The sequence below is a fragment of the Ruegeria sp. K3 genome (assembly GCF_056531845.1).
The window spans coordinates 367,401-388,683 of record NZ_JBQFMM010000001.1 but is presented as its reverse complement, the minus strand read 5'-3'; the positions used below and the strand labels follow the sequence as shown (position 1 = coordinate 388,683).

26 protein-coding genes, 1 tRNA gene and 1 pseudogene are annotated in these 21,283 nt (G+C 57.0%); 15 read left to right on the top strand and 13 right to left on the bottom strand.

The window, feature by feature from the left end; genetic code table 11:
- Positions 1–194: 194 nt before the first annotated feature.
- From ACR0MP_RS01925 to ACR0MP_RS01915, 3 genes are read right to left on the bottom strand one after another with little or no spacing between them, the layout of a single operon-like run.
- Positions 195–1,019, bottom strand: a complete 825-nt coding sequence (locus ACR0MP_RS01925; RefSeq protein WP_480885664.1) for a TauD/TfdA dioxygenase family protein — start codon at positions 1,017–1,019, stop codon at positions 195–197.
- A 43-nt stretch (positions 1,020–1,062) separates the two neighbouring features.
- Entirely contained in the window at positions 1,063–1,470 is a 408-nt protein-coding gene (gene gloA2 / locus ACR0MP_RS01920; RefSeq protein ID WP_480885662.1) for an SMU1112c/YaeR family gloxylase I-like metalloprotein, read from the bottom strand.
- A gap of 20 nt (positions 1,471–1,490) precedes the next feature.
- Entirely contained in the window at positions 1,491–1,865 is a 375-nt protein-coding gene (locus ACR0MP_RS01915; RefSeq protein ID WP_480885660.1) for a winged helix-turn-helix transcriptional regulator, read from the bottom strand.
- A 130-nt stretch (positions 1,866–1,995) separates the two neighbouring features.
- On the opposite strand from ACR0MP_RS01915, the gene ACR0MP_RS01910 reads away from it, so the two are divergent.
- The 6 genes and pseudogenes from ACR0MP_RS01910 (at position 1,996) to ACR0MP_RS01885 (ending at position 5,041) form a co-directional block, all read left to right on the top strand.
- Complete coding sequence (locus tag ACR0MP_RS01910; RefSeq protein ID WP_480885658.1) at positions 1,996–2,604, top strand: NAD(P)H-dependent oxidoreductase; 609 nt, start codon at positions 1,996–1,998, stop codon at positions 2,602–2,604.
- Positions 2,591–2,977, top strand: a complete 387-nt coding sequence (locus ACR0MP_RS01905; protein WP_480885656.1) for a glutathione S-transferase N-terminal domain-containing protein — start codon at positions 2,591–2,593, stop codon at positions 2,975–2,977. The genes ACR0MP_RS01910 and ACR0MP_RS01905 overlap by 14 nt, the downstream gene beginning before the upstream one ends.
- Positions 2,978–3,232: 255 nt before the next feature.
- Positions 3,233–3,391: pseudogene (locus ACR0MP_RS01900) on the top strand (DUF2924 domain-containing protein); the annotation flags it as partial.
- 241 nt (positions 3,392–3,632) lie between these two features.
- On the top strand, positions 3,633–3,938 hold the full coding sequence (locus ACR0MP_RS01895) for a recombinase family protein (protein ID WP_480885654.1): 306 nt from the start codon (positions 3,633–3,635) through the stop codon (positions 3,936–3,938).
- Positions 3,935–4,204, top strand: a complete 270-nt coding sequence (locus ACR0MP_RS01890; protein WP_480885652.1) for a recombinase family protein — start codon at positions 3,935–3,937, stop codon at positions 4,202–4,204. Before ACR0MP_RS01895 ends, ACR0MP_RS01890 begins: the two co-directional genes overlap by 4 nt.
- 18 nt (positions 4,205–4,222) lie before the next feature.
- Positions 4,223–5,041 carry a hypothetical protein gene (locus tag ACR0MP_RS01885; RefSeq protein WP_480885650.1) on the top strand — a complete coding sequence of 273 codons (819 nt, stop codon included), beginning with the start codon at positions 4,223–4,225 and terminating at the stop codon, positions 5,039–5,041.
- Positions 5,042–5,454: 413 nt separating this feature from the next.
- Here the strand turns inward: ACR0MP_RS01885 and ACR0MP_RS01880 are convergent.
- Positions 5,455–5,544 (bottom strand) — tRNA-Ser (locus ACR0MP_RS01880).
- A 204-nt stretch (positions 5,545–5,748) separates the two neighbouring features.
- Between ACR0MP_RS01880 and ACR0MP_RS01875 the strand changes: the two genes are divergently transcribed.
- The 8 genes from ACR0MP_RS01875 to ACR0MP_RS01840 all read left to right on the top strand — a co-directional run bounded on the left by ACR0MP_RS01875 (position 5,749) and on the right by ACR0MP_RS01840 (position 13,332).
- Positions 5,749–7,062: an SPOR domain-containing protein gene (locus ACR0MP_RS01875; RefSeq protein ID WP_170403913.1), complete on the top strand. Its 1,314-nt coding sequence runs from the start codon at positions 5,749–5,751 to the stop codon at positions 7,060–7,062.
- 18 nt (positions 7,063–7,080) lie between these two features.
- Positions 7,081–8,247, top strand: a complete 1,167-nt coding sequence (locus tag ACR0MP_RS01870; RefSeq protein ID WP_170396992.1) for a D-alanyl-D-alanine carboxypeptidase family protein — start codon at positions 7,081–7,083, stop codon at positions 8,245–8,247.
- Entirely contained in the window at positions 8,244–8,876 is a 633-nt protein-coding gene (tmk, locus tag ACR0MP_RS01865) for a dTMP kinase (protein ID WP_170403915.1), read from the top strand. Before ACR0MP_RS01870 ends, tmk begins: the two co-directional genes overlap by 4 nt.
- A gap of 1 nt (position 8,877) precedes the next feature.
- A complete protein-coding gene (locus ACR0MP_RS01860; RefSeq protein ID WP_170403918.1) occupies positions 8,878–9,996 on the top strand; it encodes a DNA polymerase III subunit delta' in 1,119 nt (372 codons plus the stop codon).
- Positions 9,996–10,802, top strand: coding sequence for a TatD family hydrolase (locus tag ACR0MP_RS01855; RefSeq protein ID WP_170403922.1), 807 nt, complete (start codon positions 9,996–9,998; stop codon positions 10,800–10,802). The genes ACR0MP_RS01860 and ACR0MP_RS01855 overlap by 1 nt, the downstream gene beginning before the upstream one ends.
- On the top strand, positions 10,799–11,596 hold the full coding sequence (locus ACR0MP_RS01850; RefSeq protein ID WP_480885647.1) for an MBL fold metallo-hydrolase: 798 nt from the start codon (positions 10,799–10,801) through the stop codon (positions 11,594–11,596). Before ACR0MP_RS01855 ends, ACR0MP_RS01850 begins: the two co-directional genes overlap by 4 nt.
- Positions 11,597–11,640: 44 nt before the next feature.
- Positions 11,641–12,573, top strand: a complete 933-nt coding sequence (locus tag ACR0MP_RS01845) for an AEC family transporter (RefSeq protein WP_170403928.1) — start codon at positions 11,641–11,643, stop codon at positions 12,571–12,573.
- Between the two features lie 72 nt (positions 12,574–12,645).
- Positions 12,646–13,332: a CbiX/SirB N-terminal domain-containing protein gene (locus ACR0MP_RS01840; protein ID WP_480885645.1), complete on the top strand. Its 687-nt coding sequence runs from the start codon at positions 12,646–12,648 to the stop codon at positions 13,330–13,332.
- 25 nt (positions 13,333–13,357) lie between these two features.
- On the opposite strand, the gene ACR0MP_RS01835 is transcribed toward ACR0MP_RS01840, so the two are convergent.
- The 5 genes from ACR0MP_RS01835 to ACR0MP_RS01815 form a co-directional block, all read right to left on the bottom strand.
- Complete coding sequence (locus ACR0MP_RS01835; protein ID WP_480885643.1) at positions 13,358–14,356, bottom strand: diguanylate cyclase domain-containing protein; 999 nt, start codon at positions 14,354–14,356, stop codon at positions 13,358–13,360.
- Entirely contained in the window at positions 14,353–14,940 is a 588-nt protein-coding gene (locus ACR0MP_RS01830) for a heme NO-binding domain-containing protein (RefSeq protein WP_170403939.1), read from the bottom strand. The genes ACR0MP_RS01835 and ACR0MP_RS01830 overlap by 4 nt, the downstream gene beginning before the upstream one ends.
- Positions 14,941–15,063: 123 nt before the next feature.
- Positions 15,064–16,623, bottom strand: coding sequence for a trimethylamine methyltransferase family protein (locus tag ACR0MP_RS01825; RefSeq protein WP_480885640.1), 1,560 nt, complete (start codon positions 16,621–16,623; stop codon positions 15,064–15,066).
- Between the two features lie 113 nt (positions 16,624–16,736).
- The gene (locus ACR0MP_RS01820; protein ID WP_170403945.1) at positions 16,737–17,432 is read right to left on the bottom strand and encodes an HAD family hydrolase; all 696 of its coding nucleotides are present in this window, start codon (positions 17,430–17,432) and stop codon (positions 16,737–16,739) included.
- Positions 17,433–17,451: 19 nt separating this feature from the next.
- Positions 17,452–17,736 carry a DUF3572 domain-containing protein gene (locus ACR0MP_RS01815; RefSeq protein WP_170397013.1) on the bottom strand — a complete coding sequence of 95 codons (285 nt, stop codon included), beginning with the start codon at positions 17,734–17,736 and terminating at the stop codon, positions 17,452–17,454.
- Positions 17,737–17,825: 89 nt separating this feature from the next.
- Here ACR0MP_RS01815 and ACR0MP_RS01810 point away from each other — a divergent pair, with 89 nt between their 5' ends.
- Positions 17,826–19,226 carry a diguanylate cyclase gene (locus ACR0MP_RS01810; protein WP_170736618.1) on the top strand — a complete coding sequence of 467 codons (1,401 nt, stop codon included), beginning with the start codon at positions 17,826–17,828 and terminating at the stop codon, positions 19,224–19,226.
- Positions 19,227–19,230: 4 nt separating this feature from the next.
- Here the strand turns inward: ACR0MP_RS01810 and ACR0MP_RS01805 are convergent, their stop codons facing one another.
- Genes ACR0MP_RS01805 through ACR0MP_RS01790 form a run of 4 tightly spaced genes read right to left on the bottom strand, consistent with a single transcriptional unit; the run spans position 19,231 to position 21,114 of the window.
- The gene (locus tag ACR0MP_RS01805) at positions 19,231–19,704 is read right to left on the bottom strand and encodes a periplasmic heavy metal sensor (protein ID WP_170403951.1); all 474 of its coding nucleotides are present in this window, start codon (positions 19,702–19,704) and stop codon (positions 19,231–19,233) included.
- Positions 19,701–20,045 carry a hypothetical protein gene (locus ACR0MP_RS01800; protein WP_480885636.1) on the bottom strand — a complete coding sequence of 115 codons (345 nt, stop codon included), beginning with the start codon at positions 20,043–20,045 and terminating at the stop codon, positions 19,701–19,703. Before ACR0MP_RS01800 ends, ACR0MP_RS01805 begins: the two co-directional genes overlap by 4 nt.
- Entirely contained in the window at positions 20,038–20,652 is a 615-nt protein-coding gene (locus ACR0MP_RS01795) for an RNA polymerase sigma factor (protein ID WP_170403958.1), read from the bottom strand. Before ACR0MP_RS01795 ends, ACR0MP_RS01800 begins: the two co-directional genes overlap by 8 nt.
- A 6-nt stretch (positions 20,653–20,658) precedes the next feature.
- On the bottom strand, positions 20,659–21,114 hold the full coding sequence (locus ACR0MP_RS01790; protein ID WP_480885634.1) for an EF-hand domain-containing protein: 456 nt from the start codon (positions 21,112–21,114) through the stop codon (positions 20,659–20,661).
- Positions 21,115–21,283 lie beyond the last annotated feature (169 nt).

Genomic DNA, 21,283 nt, shown 5'->3' with positions numbered 1-21,283 from the left:
GGAAGGTTCCAAAATCTTTAATGGAACGTTCCAATTTTTACAAGAGAATTTCCTTAGCGTGCCCTAAGTATAAGAAATAAAGCAGTAAATTAGACATCAACCGCTGTGTTGAATAGGGGCGTCGGGAATCGACAGATGTTAAAGTGTCGTCACGCCCAAACTGAGTCGCTGAGGTCCGCTTTGCGCCACTTGCCTCACTGCGTCAAGGCAACCCCTTCAACCGTCACCCGGTGCATAAGGCGTCGAAAACCGTGGTAGTCGTTGATTGCCTTGTGCCACGTGGCTCGGTTATCCCAAATGGCGATATCCCCTGTCTGCCAACGGAGGCGGCATTGGAATTCGAGCTGCTTACAATGATCATAGAGCATCCCAAGCACAGCTGCAAACTCATCTGAGCTCAACCCCTTGATTTCGGTGGTAAACACAGGATTGACGAACAGCCCTCGCCTGCCGCTCAGCGGATGCGTGATTACAACGGGGTGCAAAGCGTCTTGCGTGGCAGCTTCGGCATTACCCAGCCTGCCGCTTTTAGCGGCCTCCGAATCCACGATGCCGGCGCCAAAGACATGGCGAGAGGAATGCACCGCCCATAGGCCATCCAGAAAACCACGCATCGTGGGCGACAAAGCCTCATAGGCAGCAGCCATCGACACAAACAGCGTGTCGCCCCCGTGCGGCGGGACTTCCAAGGCGTGCAGAATTGAGCCCATGGCCGGTTCCTGATCATAGGAGTGGTCTGTATGCCAGCCCTCTCCCACAGCCTCTTTCTGATCCTCCTCTTTCAAAACCGTGGCAATCTCGGGATGGCCGTCGACCGGTTTGAAAAAGCGGTTCACGTTGATCGGGCCGAACCTTCGCGCAAAGGACAGATGCTCTTGCGGGCTAACGCTTTGGTCCCTCAGAACGATTACGGAATACTCTGCAAAGGCCGAATTGATCGCATCGAATTGATCTTCGCGCCGGATGTCCGCCCCGACGATTTCCGCGCCCAATCCACCGGTGAGAGGTTTTACTTCCATGCGCCTTCCTCCCTGCTTCTCTCAGTCTAAAGAACGAGGAATATCACTTCAACGCTATCGGCGCTACTTCATACAATTCCAATGGAAGATCGTCCGGATCACTGAAAAAGGTAAACCGACGTCCGGTGTGTTCATCGACACGGATGTCCTCGACGGAAACACCCTTCTGTTCCAGACTGCCTTTCAACGTCTCGATGTCATCTACAACAAACGCAAGATGCCGCAGACCCAGCGCTTCGGGGCGGGACGCGCGTTTGGGCGGGTTGGGAAAGGAAAACAACTCGATCTGAGAACCATCCGGCAACGCCAAATCCAGCTTCCAGGATTGCCGCTCTGCCCTGAAGTTTTCCGCAATTATCTTCAACCCAAGCGTTTCTGAATAAAACGCCTTGGACCGTTCATAATCCGAACAAATGACTGCAGCATGGTGGATTGCTTTCAGACCGCCCACAGACTCGTTCCCTTTTAAAATCAAATGGTTTGGTCCAGCTCTTGAGGCAATTCTTCGCTCCACTTTCGAAGCTCATTAAGAAAACCAAGCGCTGTCTGGCCAAAATCGGTCACCGAGTATTGCACGGAAACAGGGGATGTATCCATTACCTGCCGATGCACCAGGCCCCGTTCCTCAAGTTGACGCAACCGTTCGGTGATCATCTTCTTGCTGGCCCCTCCGATCATACGCGACAGGTCGTTGAAGCGCACCGGGCCATCCTTAAGGTGCCACAAGATCGATCCGGTCCATTTTCCGCCAATGATCCGCATACCGCGTTCGATTGCACACGGCTCCAGACAGGCCTCCGAGACCCGTCGACGCCCCTTTGCATCCTCGTCAATCCGCGCTCGCATTACCGCCCTTTCACCCAGGCAACTAGGTTACTAAAAGTATACTAGTTGATTTCTTACACCCGCACAATCAAATGCTCTCTGAACCCGACCAGAGTCAAGGGTTCAAAATTTGCACTTATTGGATATAGACATGAGCAAAATCCTGATCGTGAACGGCACCCAGCCCTACGAATTCGCCCCCGGACAATTGAACGCCAGCCTGACCGAACACGCGCGTAACACGTTGGCCGCAATGGGCCACGAAGTGCGCGTGACCACCGTTGCCGATGGCTATGACGCCAATGCTGAGGTCGAGGCGCACCTTTGGGCCGACACAGTCATCATGCAGTTCCCGGTGAACTGGATGGGAGTTCCATGGGTTTTCAAGAAATACATGGATGAGGTGTACACCGCCGGTATGGATGGGCGGCTAAGTACCGGTGATGGTCGGACGGCTGACGCGCCGAAGGCCAATTATGGGATGGGAGGCGCGCTGAACGACAAGACGTACATGCTTTCGGTGACGTTCAACGCGCCAAAAGAGGCGTTCGGCGCCGTGACCGAACCGTTCTTTGCCGGTGACAGCGTTGATGACCTTTTGCGCCCGATACACCTGACCGCAAAGTTCCTCAACTTGAAGCCATTGCCGACGTTTGCGGCATTTGACGTAATGAAGAACCCGGAAATCGAAACTGATTTCGCCCGATTTAAGTTGCATCTTAAGACAGCATTTACAGAGGTTGAACATGTCCCAGCCTGATATTCATCTCTACACCTCGGGTACGATGAACGGTTACAAGCCGGTCATCTTCTTGGAAGAGGCAGGTGTCCCCTATGACCTGTCTCACATCAACTTTTCCGAGCAGGAACAAAAAGCGCCGGATTATCTGGCGCTGAACCCAAACGGAAAAATCCCAAAAATCGAAGACCGCTCGGATGGGCGAGCGATCTTCGAATCCGGTGCGACACTGTGGCACCTGACTGAAAAATATTGGAAATTCCTATCACCGGACCCGGTCAAACGGTCCGAGGTCATGCAGTGGATGTTCTTTCACGTCGGCCATATCGGCCCGATGATGGGACATGTGTCTTCCACCTATCACCTGACGGTGGGAACAAGAGAAGAGTCATGACCAAGACTAGCGATGTCGCCGATCTCGCCGCCATGGATCGATCGGATCTGGTCACGATTTGGCAACAACTGTTTGATTAAGCCGCCCCCACCATGCTCAGCCAACCCTTCCTGCGCCGCTTCATTGCCTTTGAGATGCAGTCCCGCTATCGTGGCGGGCTGTCGCGGCAGGTGAAAGCCACGCTGGAAAAAAGGTTCTGAGAAGAGACCCCGACCTACCTGCCCTGCCCTTAAACCCGGCGGGCGCCTACAGCGCGAGTGGAATGGCACGACCCATGTAGTGGACGTTACAGAAGACGGCTTCACTTGGAGCGGTCGGTCCTATCGCTCGCTCTCGGCCATCGCCCGAGAGATTACCGGCGCGCATTGGTCAGGGCCGCGTTTCTTCGGGCTCACCGGAAAGATCGCCAAATGAGCCTTCGCCATAAAATCCGATCCGCCATCTACAGGTGCTAGTCCTCAGAAGATGATCTGGACCAGGACTTCAATTCACTGGACGCGCGATATGAGGCCTGCGTGGCTTATGTCTCCAGCCAGCGACACGAAAGTTGGACCCGATTGCCAGGGCGCTACGATGATGGCGGGCTGTCCGGAGGCAAACTCGAGCGCCCCGCCCTTCAAGTCTTCTTGAAGAGATAGATGTAGGGCGCATCGACATGGTTGTGGTCTACAAGATCGACCGGCTGACCCGGTCGCTTGCCGACTTCTCTAAGCTGGGCGAACGGCTTGAACGGACGAGCTGTTCTTTTGTGTCCGTCACACAAGCATTCAACACCTCATCTTCCATGGGGCAACGGGCACTCAATGTGCTGTTGTCCTTCACTCAGTTTGAACGGGAAGTCACCGCCGAACGTATTCGCGACAAAATCGCGGCGTCGAAGAAAAAGGGGCTCTGGATGGGTGGCAACCTACCACTTGGCTATGATCGCAACCCGATCCAAAAACAAGAACGCCGGTGGTGAATGAAGACGAGGCAATAACCGTCCGGCGACTCTTCAGTCTTTACGACGAGCCGGGTTGCCTGCGCAAAGTAGTGGAACGGGCAACGGCAGAAGGGCTGCGGTCAAAACGGGTTGTTCGGACAGATGGCAGCGTGAAGGGGAGTTGTCCACTGTCACGTGGCCAGATCTATTACCTGCAGCGCAACCCGGTTTATCTCGGAAAAATCCGCCACAAGGGTAAGATCTGGGACGGACAACACCCGGTGATCATCGACCAAAGCGTTTAAGAACGGATGCAGGAAAAAATGCGCAAAGCGTCGCAGCGATCCCGTGCAGACCCTGCGCCCGATACGCGCCAACGTACCACTGACTCCGGCTCCTGGCTCAACGGTCTGCTGCAGGACGAAACTGGTGATCGCTTGACGCCAACCCACACCACGCGCAAAGGTCGACGGTTGCGCTATTACGTCTCCAATCGGTTGATCTCGGGTGGCAAGGATATCTCGGGCTGGCGACTGCCCGGCCGTGCGCTGGAACACGCTGTCATGGATGTCATCGTCAGACATCTGAAAGACGCCACCGCCGCGCACCAGGTGCTGGCGCAACCGGAGGCCGGGTCAGCGGAGGCAGTGCAGACTTCAATCACGGTTTTAGTAACCCGACTCCAACGCCAAGCCGGTCAGGCCGGTGCAGATATTCTGGCCAGCAGCAGAATTGTAAGAGGACAGATCGACCTCGAGTTGAACCTTAGAACTCTGGCGCGCACATTTGGCATTGTTGCGGACCATCTGCACCCGGATCTCACACACATCAGCACATCCTTCGATCTGCGCCGCCGCGGCGTTGAGGTCAAGGTCATCGCCGGAGATATGGCACCCCAACCCGATCCCCGCCTCCGGTCCATGTTGATCCGCGCCCATGGCTGGACCCGTGATCTGAAAGCCGGAGTTCAACTGATGGAAATTGCGCGGCGCGAAAGCTTCTCAGGCGCCTTTGTCCGTACCCGCGCTCAGCTCGCATTTCTCTCTCCGAAGATTCAAGTCGCGCTTCTCAACGGCACCCAGCCGCCCGAACTTACACTCAAGCGTCTGGTCAGCGTGACCCACCCACTTGATTGGTCCTAACAGGAACGCCTGTTCGGCTTCTGACATCTCCAGATCCTGCGTCCCTGATACAGACTTCGCCCTCCCTGATCCGGCGGAACAATTCCCCGTTCGCACGAGAAAACTACCTGCTCCACCTTTTAGGGAATTTGCAACATTAACCCCCTGTAAGACATTCAGTTCTGACAGGTGAAATTACTGAACTCAGACCCGTTTCACAAAAATTCCCTTTGAATTGCCGGATATCAGGAAAACCCCACCCAAAGCGATCCCACCAAAATGCGGCACTGAGACTGGGGCCTGAATCGTGATCCGAGTGTACGATCTGCTCCGACTCTGATTGAAAGCGCATGCGTCAACTCGCGGGAATTGCGGAACAATTCCGGGTCAAAAAACACAACTGAAGTGAGACAGGGAAGTGAGACAGGTATGAGTGGCGGGGAGACAGGGATTCGAACCCTGGGAACGCTCTCACGTTCAACGGTTTTCAAGACCGCCGCATTCGACCACTCTGCCACCTCCCCGCGTGAGGCTGGGTCTATGACGAGTTGAGCGCGGTGGCAAGCCATAAAGCGGGAAATCTTGCCGAAGCGAATGTAGCAGTCTTTCCATGGCCCGATGCCCGCGCTATGATCTGCGGGAAAGACCGCACAAGACTGGCAACAAGAACCAGCAATGACGCGGTGGGGCGCGGCCGAAATGGCCTTGTCAGGCAAGGGATTGAGAAAATGGAGCGAGCTACGGGCACACGCTTTGGGCCACAACGGCTGGCAATTTTGGTCGTGACCATGGCAGCATTGGCTGGATGCGAAGAAGGGCTACTTACAACAGAGGACCCGCCTGAGGATACGGCCGCCGAAGATGCGGACAACACAAACCGGTTCGAACTGTTCCCCGAAGCTGCCGCGACCAATCAGCGCGATGTTGAAGCCCCCGAGGTTTTTCAGGTCACCGAAGCAGGTTTGTGGGACGGGCGGCCATCGCTGGGTGGTATCTGGGTGGCGCATCCCGATGTGACTCAACCCGAGCGGGTGCTGATCAAGAATACAGCCAACAACAAATCGGTAACGGGTGCCCTGTTCCGCCGTGAGCGGAATTTGCCGGGACCCGCGCTGCAGGTCTCGTCATCCGCTGCCGAGCAATTGGGAATGCTGGCTGGTGCTCCAACCAGGGTGCAGGTTGTCGCATTGCGACGTGAGGCTATTGAAGAACCCCCTGCACCTGTCGCCGCGGAACCTGCCGAAGAGACAGATAGTGCAGAGAGTTCGGAAACAACCGACACCGCAGAAGCGTCGGAAACGGGCGCTGCTGAAAAGCCTCAAAAGCGGAAATGGTGGCAGAAAAAGCCAAGCACCGAAGCAGCGACCGGAGCTGCGGTCGTTGCCGGGGCCGCCGTTGTTGCATCGTCGGATGAAGATGCGCCCAGTGCAGAAGCCCCGACCAATGCAGAAGCACCGACCAGTGAATTGGCCGCGAATGAGGCACCAGCCCCAGAGAAACCGGCCAAACGCAAATGGTGGCAGAAAAAGCCAAGCGACGAGACTGCAGTCGCAGCAGCTGGCGCAGCAACCGCAGCTGCTGCCGGGACCGAATCCCCTTCGTCAGAAACACAGACGGCAGCATTGTCGGATCCCGAACTGACGGCACCGGCTGAAAAACCGGCCAAGCGCAAGTGGTGGCAAAAGAAAGACCCTAACGCAATCACCGAAACGCCTCTGGACCCGATTGCCGGAGCGGCAGCGGCCATCGAGGCCTCTGAACCAACGGCGGCGGCACCAGCGACGGCGAGTGCTGCGGCGACAAGTGGGTTGGCAAAACCTTTTGTTCAGGCGGGCACATTCAGCGTAGAATCCAACGCCAAGAGCGCGGCGGACAAGATCCGGCGCAATGGCATGGCTGCCGAAGTCATGGAACTGAAAAGCGAGGACAAGTCGGTCTGGCGCGTTTTGGTTGGACCCGTTGCAACCCGCGCGGAACGCCGGGCGATGTTGAACGATGTGAAAGACCTTGGGTTTACCGATGCTTTCACGGCGAAGAACTGATCAAACAGGAGGCCCATGATGCTTTCCGCTTTGCGATCCACCACACTGGCCCTCGGGTTGGCGCTGTTGGCACTGCCCGCCCATGCCTTCGACACCACCGCGCGTGCGGCTTATGTGATGGACCAGAAAACCGGCACTGTGCTGTTGTCTAAAGACGCCGATCAGCCTCTGCCTCCAGCGTCCATGTCGAAACTCATGACGCTTTATGTGGCGTTTGAAGCCTTGCGCGATGGCCGTTTGACGCTGGACGAAACTTTGCCCGTCTCGGAGCATGCGATGAGCTATGGCGGCTCGACCATGTTCCTGAACACGCAGGATCGTGTCCGGGTCGAGGATCTTTTGCGCGGGATCATCGTGCTTTCGGGCAATGACGCCTGTGTCGTGATCGCCGAAGCGCTCAGCCCCGACGGAAGCGAAGCCGGATTCGCCCGTTTCATGACTCAGCGGGCGCAGCAGATGGGCATGAACAACTCGAACTTTGCCAATTCCAACGGCTGGCCTGCTGCTGGGCACATGATGTCAGTGCACGATCTGGCAGTTCTGGCCGACCGGCTGATCACCGATTTCCCCGAGTACTATCCCCTGTTTGCCGAAGAAGAGTTCGAATTCGATGGCCGAGCGCCCTCGAACGCGCGGAACCGCAATCCGCTGCTGAAGCTGGATATCGGGGCCGATGGCCTCAAGACGGGCCATACTCAAGAGGCAGGATATGGTTTGGTCGGTTCTGCCAAACAAGGCGACCGACGGGTTGTCTTTGTTCTTTCAGGGCTCGACAGCACCGCCAAGCGCGCAGAGGAGGCTGAGGCCGTGGTTAACTGGTCGTTTCGAAATTTTGTCGAGAGGACAGTTGCCAAATCAGAAGAACCGGTAGCCCAGGCCAAGCTTTGGATGGGGGCGGAAAAGACTGTGGGATTGGTGCCCGAGGGTGATCTGACCCTGCTGTTCCCCGTTTTGGGCGACAAGGACATCAAGGCCGAGGTTGTCTATGACGGCCCTATCAACGCACCGGTCAGCAAAGGCCAGCAATTGGCCGAGCTGGTGATCCAACCCGAAGGATTGCCCGAAATCCGCCGCCCGCTGGTGGCGGAAAAGGATGTTCCCTTGGGCGGGTTTGTCGTGCGTATGTTGACCGTGGGTGGCATCGTTCTGAAAGAAGTGATCAACACCCCGCTGGAGCAAATGTGACAGCGCGCGGAACGTTTCTGACCTTCGAAGGCATTGACGGATCAGGCAAGTCCACGCAGGCGCGCCTGCTGGCCGAGCACTTGCGGCATCAAGGCCGCGACGTCGTTCTGACGCGCGAGCCCGGCGGATCGGACGGGGCAGAAGAAATTCGCAGCCTTGTGCTGCAGGGTGATCCGGACCGCTGGTCGGCCGAGACCGAGATCCTGCTGTTCACCGCTGCCCGGCGCGATCATCTTGAGCGCACGATTGAACCCGCGTTGGCAGAGGGCAAGGTTGTGATCTGCGATCGCTTTGCCGACAGTACCCGGATGTATCAAGGTCTGTCGCGCGGCGATCTGCGGGGTTTGGTGGATCAGTTGCACAGCTTGATGATCCGGCGAGAGCCAGATATGACCTTGCTGATCGATATGGACCCGGAAACCGGTCTGTTGCGCGCCAAAGGTCGTCAGGGCACCGAAGAACGATTCGAAGATTTCGGTTTGGATCTTCAACAACAGATGCGGGCAGGTTTTCTGGGTCTGGCCCAAGAATTCTCTGACCGTTTCCACGTGGTCGACGGCAATCGGGACATGGACAGCGTTGCGCGGGATGTGACAGATATTGTCATGGCGTCCCTGCAATTGAGCTGACATGAGCGACGATATCCAAACACCGGATCAGGCCCCTGGTGCCCCGCATCCGCGCGAAACTCTCAAGCTGTTCGGACAGGATGCGGCCCAAGAGGCGTTTTTAACCGCGTATAACTCGGACCGGCTGCACCACGGCTGGTTGCTAACGGGGCCGCGCGGCGTGGGCAAGGCTACCCTTGCCTGGCGCATTGCACAGTTTTTGTTGGCCACACCTCCGGCAGATGAAGGCGGGTTGTTTGGTGCCCCTCCTGCGCCTGAGACGTTGGACATCGACCCGGGCCACCCTGTCGCACACCGTATCCAGGCGGGGGCCGAGCCCGGCCTTGCCGCAATCACCCGGTCCGTCAACGATCAGGGACGGTTGCGCAACGAAATTGTTGTCGATGACATCCGCAAACTGGGCAAGTTCTTCGGCCTGTCCTCTGCCGATGGTGGTCGCCGGGTTGTTATCGTCGATTCAGCGGATGAAATGAATGTCAGCGCCGCCAATGCGCTGCTGAAAATGCTCGAAGAACCCCCAGCGCGCACGACGCTGCTGCTGGTTTCACACCAACCTTCGCGCCTGCTGCCGACCATCCGTTCGCGTTGCCGCACGCTGCGGCTTTCACCTCTTGGCGCAGATGACATGCAGGCCGCGCTAGCGCAGACCGGCACAGAAATCCCTAGTCGGGCCGAGCATCTGGCAGCCCTCGCCGCCGGTTCAGTGGGTGATGCCGTCCGCTTGATCAATCTCGGCGGGCTAGAGCTTTATGCCGAGCTGATTGCAATTCTGGGCTCCCTTCCCCGGCTCGACCGCCAGCGCGCCCTGAAACTGGCAGAAGCGGCAGCTCAGCGGGGGGCTGCCGAACGGTTTGACCTGCTGCTTTCACTGATCGACGTTGCGCTCTCGCGTTTGGCGCTGACAGGTGCAAAAGGTGCCGCCTCCATACCCGAGGCCGCCCCGAATGAGGCTGAAACTCTGTCGCGCCTCTCTAACTCGCAGCACAAGGCCCGCCAATGGGCGGAAGTCGCCGCGCTCATCACGGCGCGCGCGCGGCATGGGCAGGCGGTGAACCTTGACCCTGCCTCGCTTGTCCTAGATACGGTGTTCAAGATACAGGAAACCGCCGGTCACAGCTGATGAGCCTCACCCCCGAAATTACCGACAGCCACTGCCATCTGGATTTCCCTGATTTCGACGGTCAGTTGGATGATATCGTCGCCCGCGCTGCCGAGGCTGGCGTGACCCGCATGGTGACCATCTGCACCCGGCTGCGCAACGAACCCGCTGTGCGCGCCATCGCCGAGGCTCACTCCCCAGTCTTCTACGCTGCAGGCACCCACCCGATGAGCGCCGCTGATGAGCCGATGGCCTCGGTCGATGAGCTGGTCGCATTGGCTAAGCATCCCAAGTTCGTGGGCATTGGGGAAAGCGGGCTTGATTATCACTACACGGCCGAGTCGGCAGATGTTCAGAAACAATCGCTGCGCATCCATATCGAGGCCGCCCAGCGCACCGGCCTGCCTCTGATCATCCACGCGCGCGCTGCTGATGACGACATGGCCCGCATTCTGACCGAAGAGCATCTTAATACCCCCTATTCCTGTGTCATGCATTGCTTTTCTTCGTCGGCAGAACTGGCCCGGGCCGCGCTTGATCTGGGCTTTTACCTGTCCATGTCCGGCATTGCGGCCTTCCCAAGAAGCCAGGAACTGCGCGATATCTTCGCTTCGGCACCTGTTGACCGAATTCTGGTCGAAACCGATGCGCCCTATCTTGCCCCCCCACCATATCGCGGTAAACGGAATGAGCCCGCCTATACGGCACACACCGCCCGTAAAGGGGCTGAGGTCTTCGGATTGGATTACGCAGATTTCGCCGCACAAACGCAGGCCAATTTTGACCGGCTCTTCACCAAAGCCGCCACATACAAGGCGGCTGCATGAGCGAGCTGCGCCTGACAATTCTGGGCTGCGGGTCATCCGGTGGCGTCCCCCGTCTCGGGGGGCATTGGGGCGATTGTGATCCGGAAAACCCGAAAAACCAGCGGCGGCGATGCTCGTTACTGGTCGAACGGGACGGGCCGGACGGGACTACGTCGGTTCTGATCGACACCTCACCGGATATGCGTAGCCAATTGCTGGACACCGGGACTGGGCGATTGGATGGTGTCGTCTATACGCATTCCCACGCGGACCACATGAATGGGATCGACGATCTGCGGATGATCGTTTTCAATATGAAAACCCGCGTCCCCGTCTGGGCCGATGGTGACACGCAGAACGATCTGCTCAGCCGGTTTGGCTATGCCTTCGTTCAGCCCGAGGGATCGCCCTATCCGCCCATACTCGACCTCAAGACAATCAATGGGCCGTTCGAAATTCCCGGCCCAGGCGGCACGATCTCGCTTCGGCCACTTCGCGTGAACCACGGATCGATTGATGCGCTTGGCTTCAGAATGGGAAACATCGTCTATCTGCCTGATGTAGCAGAGCTTTATGATGAGAGCATGACTGAACTAGCGAATCTGGACTGCCTGATTATTGACGCTCTGCGTCGTTCCCCGCATCCGACACATGCCCATCTGGAAAAGACGCTGGAGTGGATCGACCAATTGAAACCAAAACGCGCCGTTTTGACCAACATGCATATCGATCTGGATTATGCGACGGTCGATGCGGAAACACCGGATCATATCACGCCTGCCTATGATGGCATGGTGATCCGGCACGCCCTGTAAGGCATGCTGCTGCACGCGCTTACGATACCCGGTATGGCGCCGCCATGTTACAAAGCCTGATTGATGTCATCCTGCCGGTGTTTCTGGTCATCGGTGCCGGATACACGGCGACGAGGTTCGGCTATTTTCGCGAAACCCATATCGATGGGTTAATGAGTTTCACGCAGAACTTTGCCATTCCCTGCCTACTGTTTCTCGCCATTGCCAATCTCGATCTCGGCACCAGCTTCGATCCTCGGCTTTTGGTCAGTTTCTATTCAGCAGCTGGTCTGTGTTTTGTCGCTGGTATGATCGGTGCGCGCCTGATCTTCGGACGAGCGTGGGAGGATTCGGTTGCTATTGGATTTTGCTGTCTGTTTTCAAACTCGGTCCTCTTGGGGTTGCCTATTACCGAGCGCGCCTATGGGGTCGAAAATCTAGTTGGCAACTTCACAATCATCGCGTTCCACTCACCCTTTTGCTATTGCCTCGGCATCACGGTGATGGAGGTGCTTCGAAACCGCGGCAACGGCGGAGTGCGGATGTTGAAATCCGTGCTGTCGGCCATGTTCAAGAATGCACTCATTCTTGGGATCTCGTTGGGGTTTGTCGTAAACCTCACTGGACTGGCCATACCCGGAGTTGTGGACGAAGCCTTGAACCTGATCACCCGCGCGGCCTTGCCCGGTGCCCTGTTCGCGCTGGGGGGCGTGCTGGTTAAGTACCGACCCGAGGGCGATCTGCGTACCATTATTTTCGTCTGCTGTATCTCATTGATGCTGCACCCGAGCCTGGTTTGGTTCTTCGGGTCATCTCTGGCGTTGCCGCAAGACCTGTTCCGCTCGGGCGTTCTTACCGCAGCGATGGCGCCGGGGATCAATAGCTACATCTTCGCAAACATGTACGGACATGCCAAACGTGTGGCCGCGTCGTCGGTTCTGATCGGAACGACCGCGTCAATATTGACGGTCTGGTTGTGGCTGACTCTACTGGGATGACGAAATTGCCAACACCGCATTGACTCTGCCCACCAGCAATACATCTATCGCAGAACCTATCCGGAGCCCTGCATGACACACGCCGTTATCGTCGCCCATGGCCAACCCTCGGACCCTGCACCTGCAGAAGCTGCGCTAGCAGCCTTTGCGCGAGAGGTAGATGAGTTATGTCAACGGGTTTCGGTATCGTCGGCCACATTGGCAGCCCCGCAGGCGTTGGAAAATTGCCTTGATGGATTGACCAGCGACACGGTTATCTACCCCTTATTCATGGCGCGCGGCTGGTTTGTCACCAGCGCTCTGCCTAAGCGGGTTGGCCAGCGTTCTGTCACGATTCTGGACCCCATGGGTATCGATCCCGAACTGCCTTCCCTGATTACAGCGGCCATACATCAGGAACTGACGAACAGGGTTTGGAGCGCGGCGGACACAGATCTTGTGATCGCTGCACATGGCTCGGGCCGCAGCGCCAATCCGGCCATTGTCGCAAAGGGTTTCGCCGAGAATCTGGGTCGGCTTACCGCGTTCAATAGCATTCGCACCGGGTTCGTTGAGCAAACCCCATCAATTGCGGACGCCGCCACCGGGTGCGGTGGCAAGGCGCTGTGCCTGCCGTTTTTTGCCTGCACCGGAGGCCATGTTTTGGAAGATGTGCCCGAGGAACTTGCCCGCGCCAGCTTTCACGGACACGTAATGCCCGTGATTTCAGAGCTTCCTCAGGTCAAACGACACATCGCGGCGGTGTTGGATACACAGTAGCGAAGCAATGGGGGGCCACCTGCAGTCAACCGGATTGCTGCGCATCCGATAGCTCGCAATAGAAACGGTGGCAGGATCGCCCGCTTCGTTTCGCGGCGTATAGGGCCAGATCGGCGGCATGCAGAATATCCTCGGCCTTGGGCACCTCAAATTGTGTTGAGAGTGCCGTGCCAATGCTCGCCGATATCCGGCAGGTTGCCCCATCAAACTGCATAGGCTTGCACAGGCGTGAAATCAGGCGCCCTGCTATACCATCAAGCTTTGTACGATCGTTCATGCCCTTAAAAATCAAGACAAACTCATCACCCCCGACTCGGGCAACCGTGTCGTCGCTGCGTGTGACGTCCAGCATGATCTTTGCGGCTTGCTGCAGAACATAGTCCCCTGCAGCATGCCCCAATCGATCATTGACCGATTTGAAGAAATCCAGATCCAGATGCATCATTGCAAAACTCGATTTCGACGAAATCAAATGCCCCAGAATATGATCCATCGCACGTCGATTTTTCAGCCCGGTCAACGTGTCCGTATAGGCTTGTTCTTCTGCCGCCAGCATCGCACCTTGCAGACGCAAGTTCAGTGAGCGTGACGCTTCCATCGCGGCAGAATTTGCCTCGACCAGATACAACAATTCTATGGCCAGATCAGTGCCCGGGAAATCGGTGCTGGTCAGAGAATAGTCGCGTACCGCATCCAGTATCGAAATTCCAAACGACAGGTTGATGACCGCCCCGCTTCCGCCAGGAAACGGCGCAATCAGACCTTTGAACGCAGTCTGCGGCCGGTCTTGCAACCTGAGGTGTAGCTTTCGGTCCGGCACCATCATCAGCGCAGCTACTGTCGTGATTGAGCGAGGGCGCACCAGTTCAAAGACATCCAGAAAGCTTCGGCCGACCATAGGCCGATCCGGACGTAGCTTCTGCAGAGTTGGTCCAACCTGCCCGATCCGCCCCATGTCATCTACAAGGACGAACATCGGACATAAGGTGTCCAGCAACTGTCCAAGATCTGCGGTCTTGATCATGATTTACGTGCCCCAAGATCAAAGTGACGCCCTTCGGCAAACGCGCTTTCGATCAATGTGATTGAAATCAACTCAGCCCCGTTTTGGCACCCTTCATTGGACAGGATCACCAACGCCCCATAGTCATCCGCCATGGCTCGTAGTACACCTGTCATGACGCTGGAATACCCCGGCAAATCAGGAGTACAGTGCAGGTGATATTCCCCGGGCGAGTGTTCCTGCAGTTCCAAATCCGGCAATCTCAGATCGGACACAGCGAGGCGGACGCGATCCGACAGATCATCAAGCGAATGCAGAAACTCCAAATAGGTGACCCCGCCAAAACGCAATAGCCTGCGTAGATCTTCCATGTTCGAGTGTGAGACCAGATAAGTGCCCAAATCCTCAAGAAATTCGGATTTTGGGCGGTTCAAGTCAGCGCACAAAGCGTCGAGCACTCGGGTCGATATCTCCGCGTCATAGATCAACATCGCCTCGAACTCGTCAAATCCCAGCCCGGCCGTATGAGTCGCGCGCAACCAGCATTGACGCCCGTAGGTGGCGCAGACAAAGGATTGGATCGCCCTGTTGATCAGCCCGTGCATGAGTCGCCTCAGATTGAAAGACACTCTCAAGTGATCGCAGAAAACTTAACAAAAACCCAAAATCCGATACGGGATTATGAGAATCCGATCTAATCCCAAACTGAGGGGCGGATTGGGCAGCGATCAGAAATCGGTCGGCGCACCGCCTTCGGCCTTGCGGCGCTCAACAAACTCGGCCAGCTCCTCGCGGATCGCCTCATCCATCTTCGGGGCTTCGAAATTGTTCACGATCTCCTTGAACATCCGATGGGCACGTTCCGCAGTCCAGATACCACCAGCTGCTTCCCAGGCTTCGAAGTTTTTCCAGTCACTCAGGAACGGCTGATAAAATGCGGTGGTATAGCGATCTTGCGTATGTTGGATGCCAAAGAAATGCCCGTCGTTTCCAACAGACCGGATCGCTTCAAGGGCGATGTCATCCGGGCCCGTTGCTGTCAGTTCCGGCTGCATATACCGCTGAATCTGCTGCAGGATTTCGCAATCCATGATGAATTTCTCGGGGCTTGCGATAAGGCCTCCTTCAAGCCAGCCTGCCGCATGATATACCATGTTGGTGCCTGACTGCACCGCCGCCCAAAGGGAATTCGAGGTTTCCCAAACCGACTGCCCATCGGGCACATTTGCCGCGCAAACGCCCGAGGACCGCATAGGCAAGCCATAATACCGTGCCATCTGCCCAGTCATCTGGGTCGAGCGCATGTATTCCGGTGTCCCGAATGCAGGCGCACCGGATTTCATATCGACATTCGAAGTAAAGGTCCCGATCACGCATGGAATACCCGGGCGAACGTACTGAAACAACGCAATCGCGCACAGCGCTTCGGCAAGCGATTGTGCCACTGCGCCAGCCATCGTCACAGGGGCCATCGCCCCGGCCAGAGTGAAAGGCGTCACGACAATTGCCTGCCCACGCCGCGCAAGCCGCAGGCAGCCATCGATCATTGGATGGTCGTGTTTCAACGGTGAGGTCGAGTTGATGTTAGTGTACATGCGGGGCGTGGCCTCGAATTCCTCGTGGCTCAGGCCACCCGCGATACGCACCATCTCCATCACGTCTTCGACGCGCTCTTTCCCCAGCGAATAGGCATGCATTGCCTTGTCGGTCAGGGTCAGCTTGTCATAAAGCACATCAAGGTGCCGTATGCTGGCGTGGATATCGACCGGCTCAACCGGATATCCACCTGCAAAGTGGATACAGTTGAAGTATTGCGTCAGCTTCAGCAGGTGCTGACACATCCGCCGGGTGCCGGGCACTTTTTTTCCGATTTCCATGTCCCAATAATTTGGTGGGGATGAAACATTGCCGAACAGAATGGTCCTGCCACCAATCTCGATCTGATGCTCCGGGTTGCGCGGCGTGATGGTAAATTTGCTGGGCGCCTTGCCCACCATTTCCATCACGAAATCCCGGTCCATACGGACGTTGTCGCCGGAAATTGTACAGCCCGCCTTGCGCAGGATCCCGATGGCTTCTTGATTGTAGAACTCGATGCCGATCTCTTCGAGAATCCGCATGGCACCTTCGTGAACCGCTTCGATCCCCTCGGGTCCCAACGGCTCGATTGGCTTGTCGATGTTTGTGGGCGGGTTCCAGGGCATCTGCTCGATCACCGCCGCGCCGCGCCTCGCGGCTGCGCCCGCGCGTCCACCACCGCGACGTTTGCGTGTCTTGCTCTCAGCCATCACCATCCTCCGCGCTTTCACTCCTATGAAAGCCCCGAAGATTCAGTATCGCCGTTCTGTCTGCGACAAGAGTTGTCGGTTTTATTATCCAACCCGGCGATTTGGAACCGAGGTTATTCGGTTTTCGACAACCAGCCGGGAATGTGCCCGATGTTGGGCAAGACGACATCCGCCAGCGGTTCGAGTGTTTTGGCCGTCGCCATGCCGGTCAGAACCCCGATGGTGACCATCCCCGCGGCGCGTCCCGCCTCTAGATCGTGAAGACTGTCACCAACCATCGCAACACGAGATGGCGCGACCTCGACATGCTGAGCAAAGGCCAATAGCTGCCCCGGACCTGGCTTGTAACCATGTCCGCTGTCATATCCGGCTACAAAATCAAAATGGTCTCGCACACCAACGGACTGCAGGTGCTGCAGGGCCGGCATTTCAGCATCGTTCGTCGCAACGCCCAGTTTCAGCCCGGCGCGCCGCAGCTCGGCAAGGAATGGTGCCAAGGGAACGGCTTGGATCTGCTCTGCGTTCGCTGACGCCCGGTTGAGTGTTTCGATCAGATGCCCCAGAGTTACCTCAGGCAAATGCGGTGTCAGAGCTGCAGCAACTTCATCGACCGTTCCGGCGATGACTACGCTATTCGGGTCGTAGCTCTCTTGTTCAAAATCAAATCCGATGGCCTTCCCCAACTCGGTCGCGCGCTGCACATCTCCATCAGAGAGCTGCAGCATCGCGATACGCCCGAACGCACCCCAAGTGGCTGCAAAATCAAAAAGAGTACCGTCCTTGTCGAACACCAGGGCGTCGATTGCCATGAAACAAATTTCCTTTGGGTTAGGTCCAGTGCATATCCGAAATTCCGGACAACGCGGCACGGGCTTGACCCGGCTCTTCGTAGGGCACGGAATTGGCGTCACAAAAAGCGATCACCCATGAATCGTCAAGCAGCAGAAAGTCCAACACAGACCCAAGAAATTCAGCCTCACCCGCACGGTCGCGCAAATCTTGTTCCGAGGCACCTGTCGCCCCAAGGAAAACGGGCAGCAACTCATCATTTCCCACCAGCCAGCCCAGCACATTCAGGGCCAGAGTTTCAGCGGAATTGGCGGAGATCGGCATAAACTGGCCTCGGACACTGTGTTGGAAAGGGTTTGTTAACCAGACTCATAAACACTTTAGCAACGCATGCAATCAAACGGTGAATGGCTATGTCTGTACAAGGCACCATACTCGTCCTCGACGGTGTTTCGACCAATCGCATAATGCTCAAGGTTCAGTTGACGGCCGCCTGGTACCATGTCGTGCAGGGTGAGAAACTGGCCGGGCTTGGTGCATTGCTGCGGCGGACACGGCCTGATCTGGTTCTTACAGCGCAAACTCTGCCCGACGGAAGCGCTGCGGATGTTAAGAAAGTGATGGCGGCAGATCCTGCTCTGATCGATGTGCCGATTGTTGCGATTGCACCGCAAAACGACAAAGCAGCGCGTTTGAAGGCACTGTCGGACGGGCTGGATGATGTGCTTGGCTATCCGTTCAAGGATACACTTCTATTGGCCCGCGTGCGCAGCTTGTTACGTACGCGCGCCGAACGGCAGGAATTAAACATCGAAGGTTCGGCCCAAACCATTGGCTTTGGCGAGGCGCCACAGGTGCTGATCGCCCCGCCATCGACGGCAGAGATCGCGATCCTGACGCAAACAGTTCGAACCAGCGCGTTGTGGAGTAATGCTCTGACCCATCAAACCCGGCATCGTGTGACCGGCCATACTCTGCCTGATCTCAAAGGCATCCTGTCCGGAACGATCCCGGACGCGATTATTGTTGAGCTTGCACCGAATAGCTCGGGGCGGAACCTACTGGCAGATCTTCGGTCGCGCGGTGCGACACGAAATACGGTGCTGATCGGTGTGTTGCCGGATGATAATCCCGCACTTGCGGCCGAGGCGCTGGACCGAGGTGCTGATGCGGTCTGCATGGGCGGGTTTCAGACAGATGAGATATGCTTGCGGCTTGAAACTTTGATCGCCCGCAAGACCCGAGACGACAGATTGCGAGCGACATTGCGCAGGGATTTGGCCGAATCCCTGATCGATCCGCTGACCGGACTGTTCAATCGCCGCTATGCGATGCGCGCGCTGGACCAGATCGCGCATCAGGCCCCAGAAACGGAAAACGGATTCGCCGTGATGCTGGCCGATCTGGACCACTTCAAGGCAATCAATGACCGTTACGGTCACGCCGCGGGGGATTTGGTTCTGACCGAAACCGCGAAAAGGCTGCGAGTCGTGATAGGAAAAACCGGTTTTGTCGCGCGTATCGGCGGCGAAGAGTTCATGATCGGGCTACCGAATACCTCAACCAACCAAGCGCTGAAGCAAGCGAAACAGATTTGTGAAACAATTTGCGAAAAACCTTTTCAGCTGCCGGATCGTCCGGCCCCAGTACCCGTAACGATCAGCGTGGGGGTGAAATTATGTACCCCGCCCGAACTCTCTCATCCAGGCGAAACAGACCCGGTTGGTCGATTGATCAGCTCGGCGGACAAAGCACTTTATGCCGCCAAAAAAGCGGGCCGCAACCAGGTACAGATTCGGCAAAGCGCAGCATGACTAGTCAGTCCCGTTTTTTTTGTTTGCGCGGGCCGCGTTTAACCACGTCCTCCAGCCGGTCCGCGTAAGCGGCACGTTGGTCATCATTCATGGCCGAGATCTGGGCCAGCCATTGCTGATGAAGCGCAGTCTGCAGATCAGCAGTTGCCTTCGACTGCTGTGCCAAAAGACTCGCAACCGCTGCGGGATCGAAGGGCACGGCCCTGAGCACTTGACTGAGAGCAGTAAAATCCTGCTTGCGCCGATGTGATCCTTTTCCGCGCAGGTCCGACAACTCACCCCTCAGAGCCTTTCGATCCGACTTTGGCAGCGCATAATACAGCGCCGGGCCAAATCCCGGAGGCGCATCGGCATGAGCGCTTCCTTTAAAGCGCAATGCCGCACCCAAAATGACTCCGACAATCAGCAGATTCAAAGCAAGAGAGACAACCAGCAATATCGGCATCCATTTGCGTTTGGGTGCGGGATGATCGCTCATTCTGCGTCCTCCAGATAGTTTTCGTCTAAATTCAGATCGGCCATCAGATAGGTCGTCTCTTGTGAGATGAAGTAGTCAACAGGGTCCGGCAAGAAGGCCGGAGCGGAGAACCCGATCCAGACGCCAGCTGCGCTTGCGGCCACAAGACCGCTCAACCCTTGCCACCCCCCGATAACGCCTATCTTTTGCCGCCATGTCCGCCGCTGCGGTCGTGCGGTTCGGGCCAGACGTATGGCTTCGGCATCCGTTTCGATGCGAACAGCCAGATCGTCGGGAAGCACATCCCGCGCCGCACGCGCCTGTGCAAACAGATGGTCGAGTTCGTTATCTTGATCAGCCATGTTCGTACCCCAGTTCATCCCGACGCCCCGCCAGTATCGCGGTAAGAGATCGTTTGCCACGCGCGGTCAGGCTTTCAACCGCCTCGACCGAAATATCCATGATCCCCGCGATTTCGGGATTGGACAATTCTTCGATGTGCCGCAGAACCACAGCCTGCCGCTGCCGGTCCGGCAAATGCTCCAATGCAGCCTGCAACGCGTCCTTGCGGGCACTCTCCTGCATCTGGTCGACCACACTGGCAGTCTCATCTTCGGGTTCGGCCACATTGTCCAACGCTTGAGGCCGCTTTTTCCGGCGCAAGTCCACACATAGATTCAGTGTTACGCGATAGAGCCAGGTCGATAACTGCGCCTGCCCCGGCACCCAGTCAGGTGCCATCTTCCAAAGGCGCATCATCGCTTCTTGCGTCACGTCCTCTGCTTCGGCTGGGTTTCCCAGCATTCGCAAAGCCACGGAATAACTTCGCGGCCCCAACCGCCCGGTCAGCAGGCGGGCCGCCGTAGCATCGCCATCAGAAAACCGGCCCAGCAACTCTTCGTCGCTGGGCTCGGGCATGGCAGGTGTTCCGCCATGCTCGATGTCGGGATAAGAGGTCAGATCCTCCATCCCGTATCAGTTGTTGTCGGTGTCCGACTTCTGATGCCGCTTGTGTTTCCGGCCCATTTTGTCTTTTGCATCCGCGTATTCCTGCTCTGAGATCGAACCGTTGCCGTCGGCATCGATGCGCTCGAACATCTTGGAGGCGCGGCGCGGTTTCGGCAATTCATCTTCGCTAAGGAAACCATCCGCATTTGCGTCGTGCTTTTCGAACATCTTGGTGACACGCTCGTTGGCCTTGGTCTGCGCCGCAGCCTGCATTTCTTCGACGCTCAGTTGGCCGTCGCCATCTGTATCGGCAGCGGTGTATTTCTGGTTGCGATGTGTCTCGATCTCGGCCTGAGTCACCTGCCCGTCCCCGTCGGCATCCAGTTCCTGAAATGTCGCACGCGGGCCCTTGGCCAAAGCGGAAGTGCCGGTCACAGTAACTGCAGCTACGACGATTGCCGAAATGAAGCTTTTGGTTTTCATTACATAGTTCCCTGAATTTGGCGGCCATTTGCCGCTGTTGATACCTATTCAAACGCGGCTTGGGCGGGTTTCCGTCGCTTCCGGCACAACTTTTTTTGCTTTATTTGAAACGCCAATAGAAAATGATACGCTAAGCAGCAGCGCCACAAAGCGACGCACCCCCCTTTTC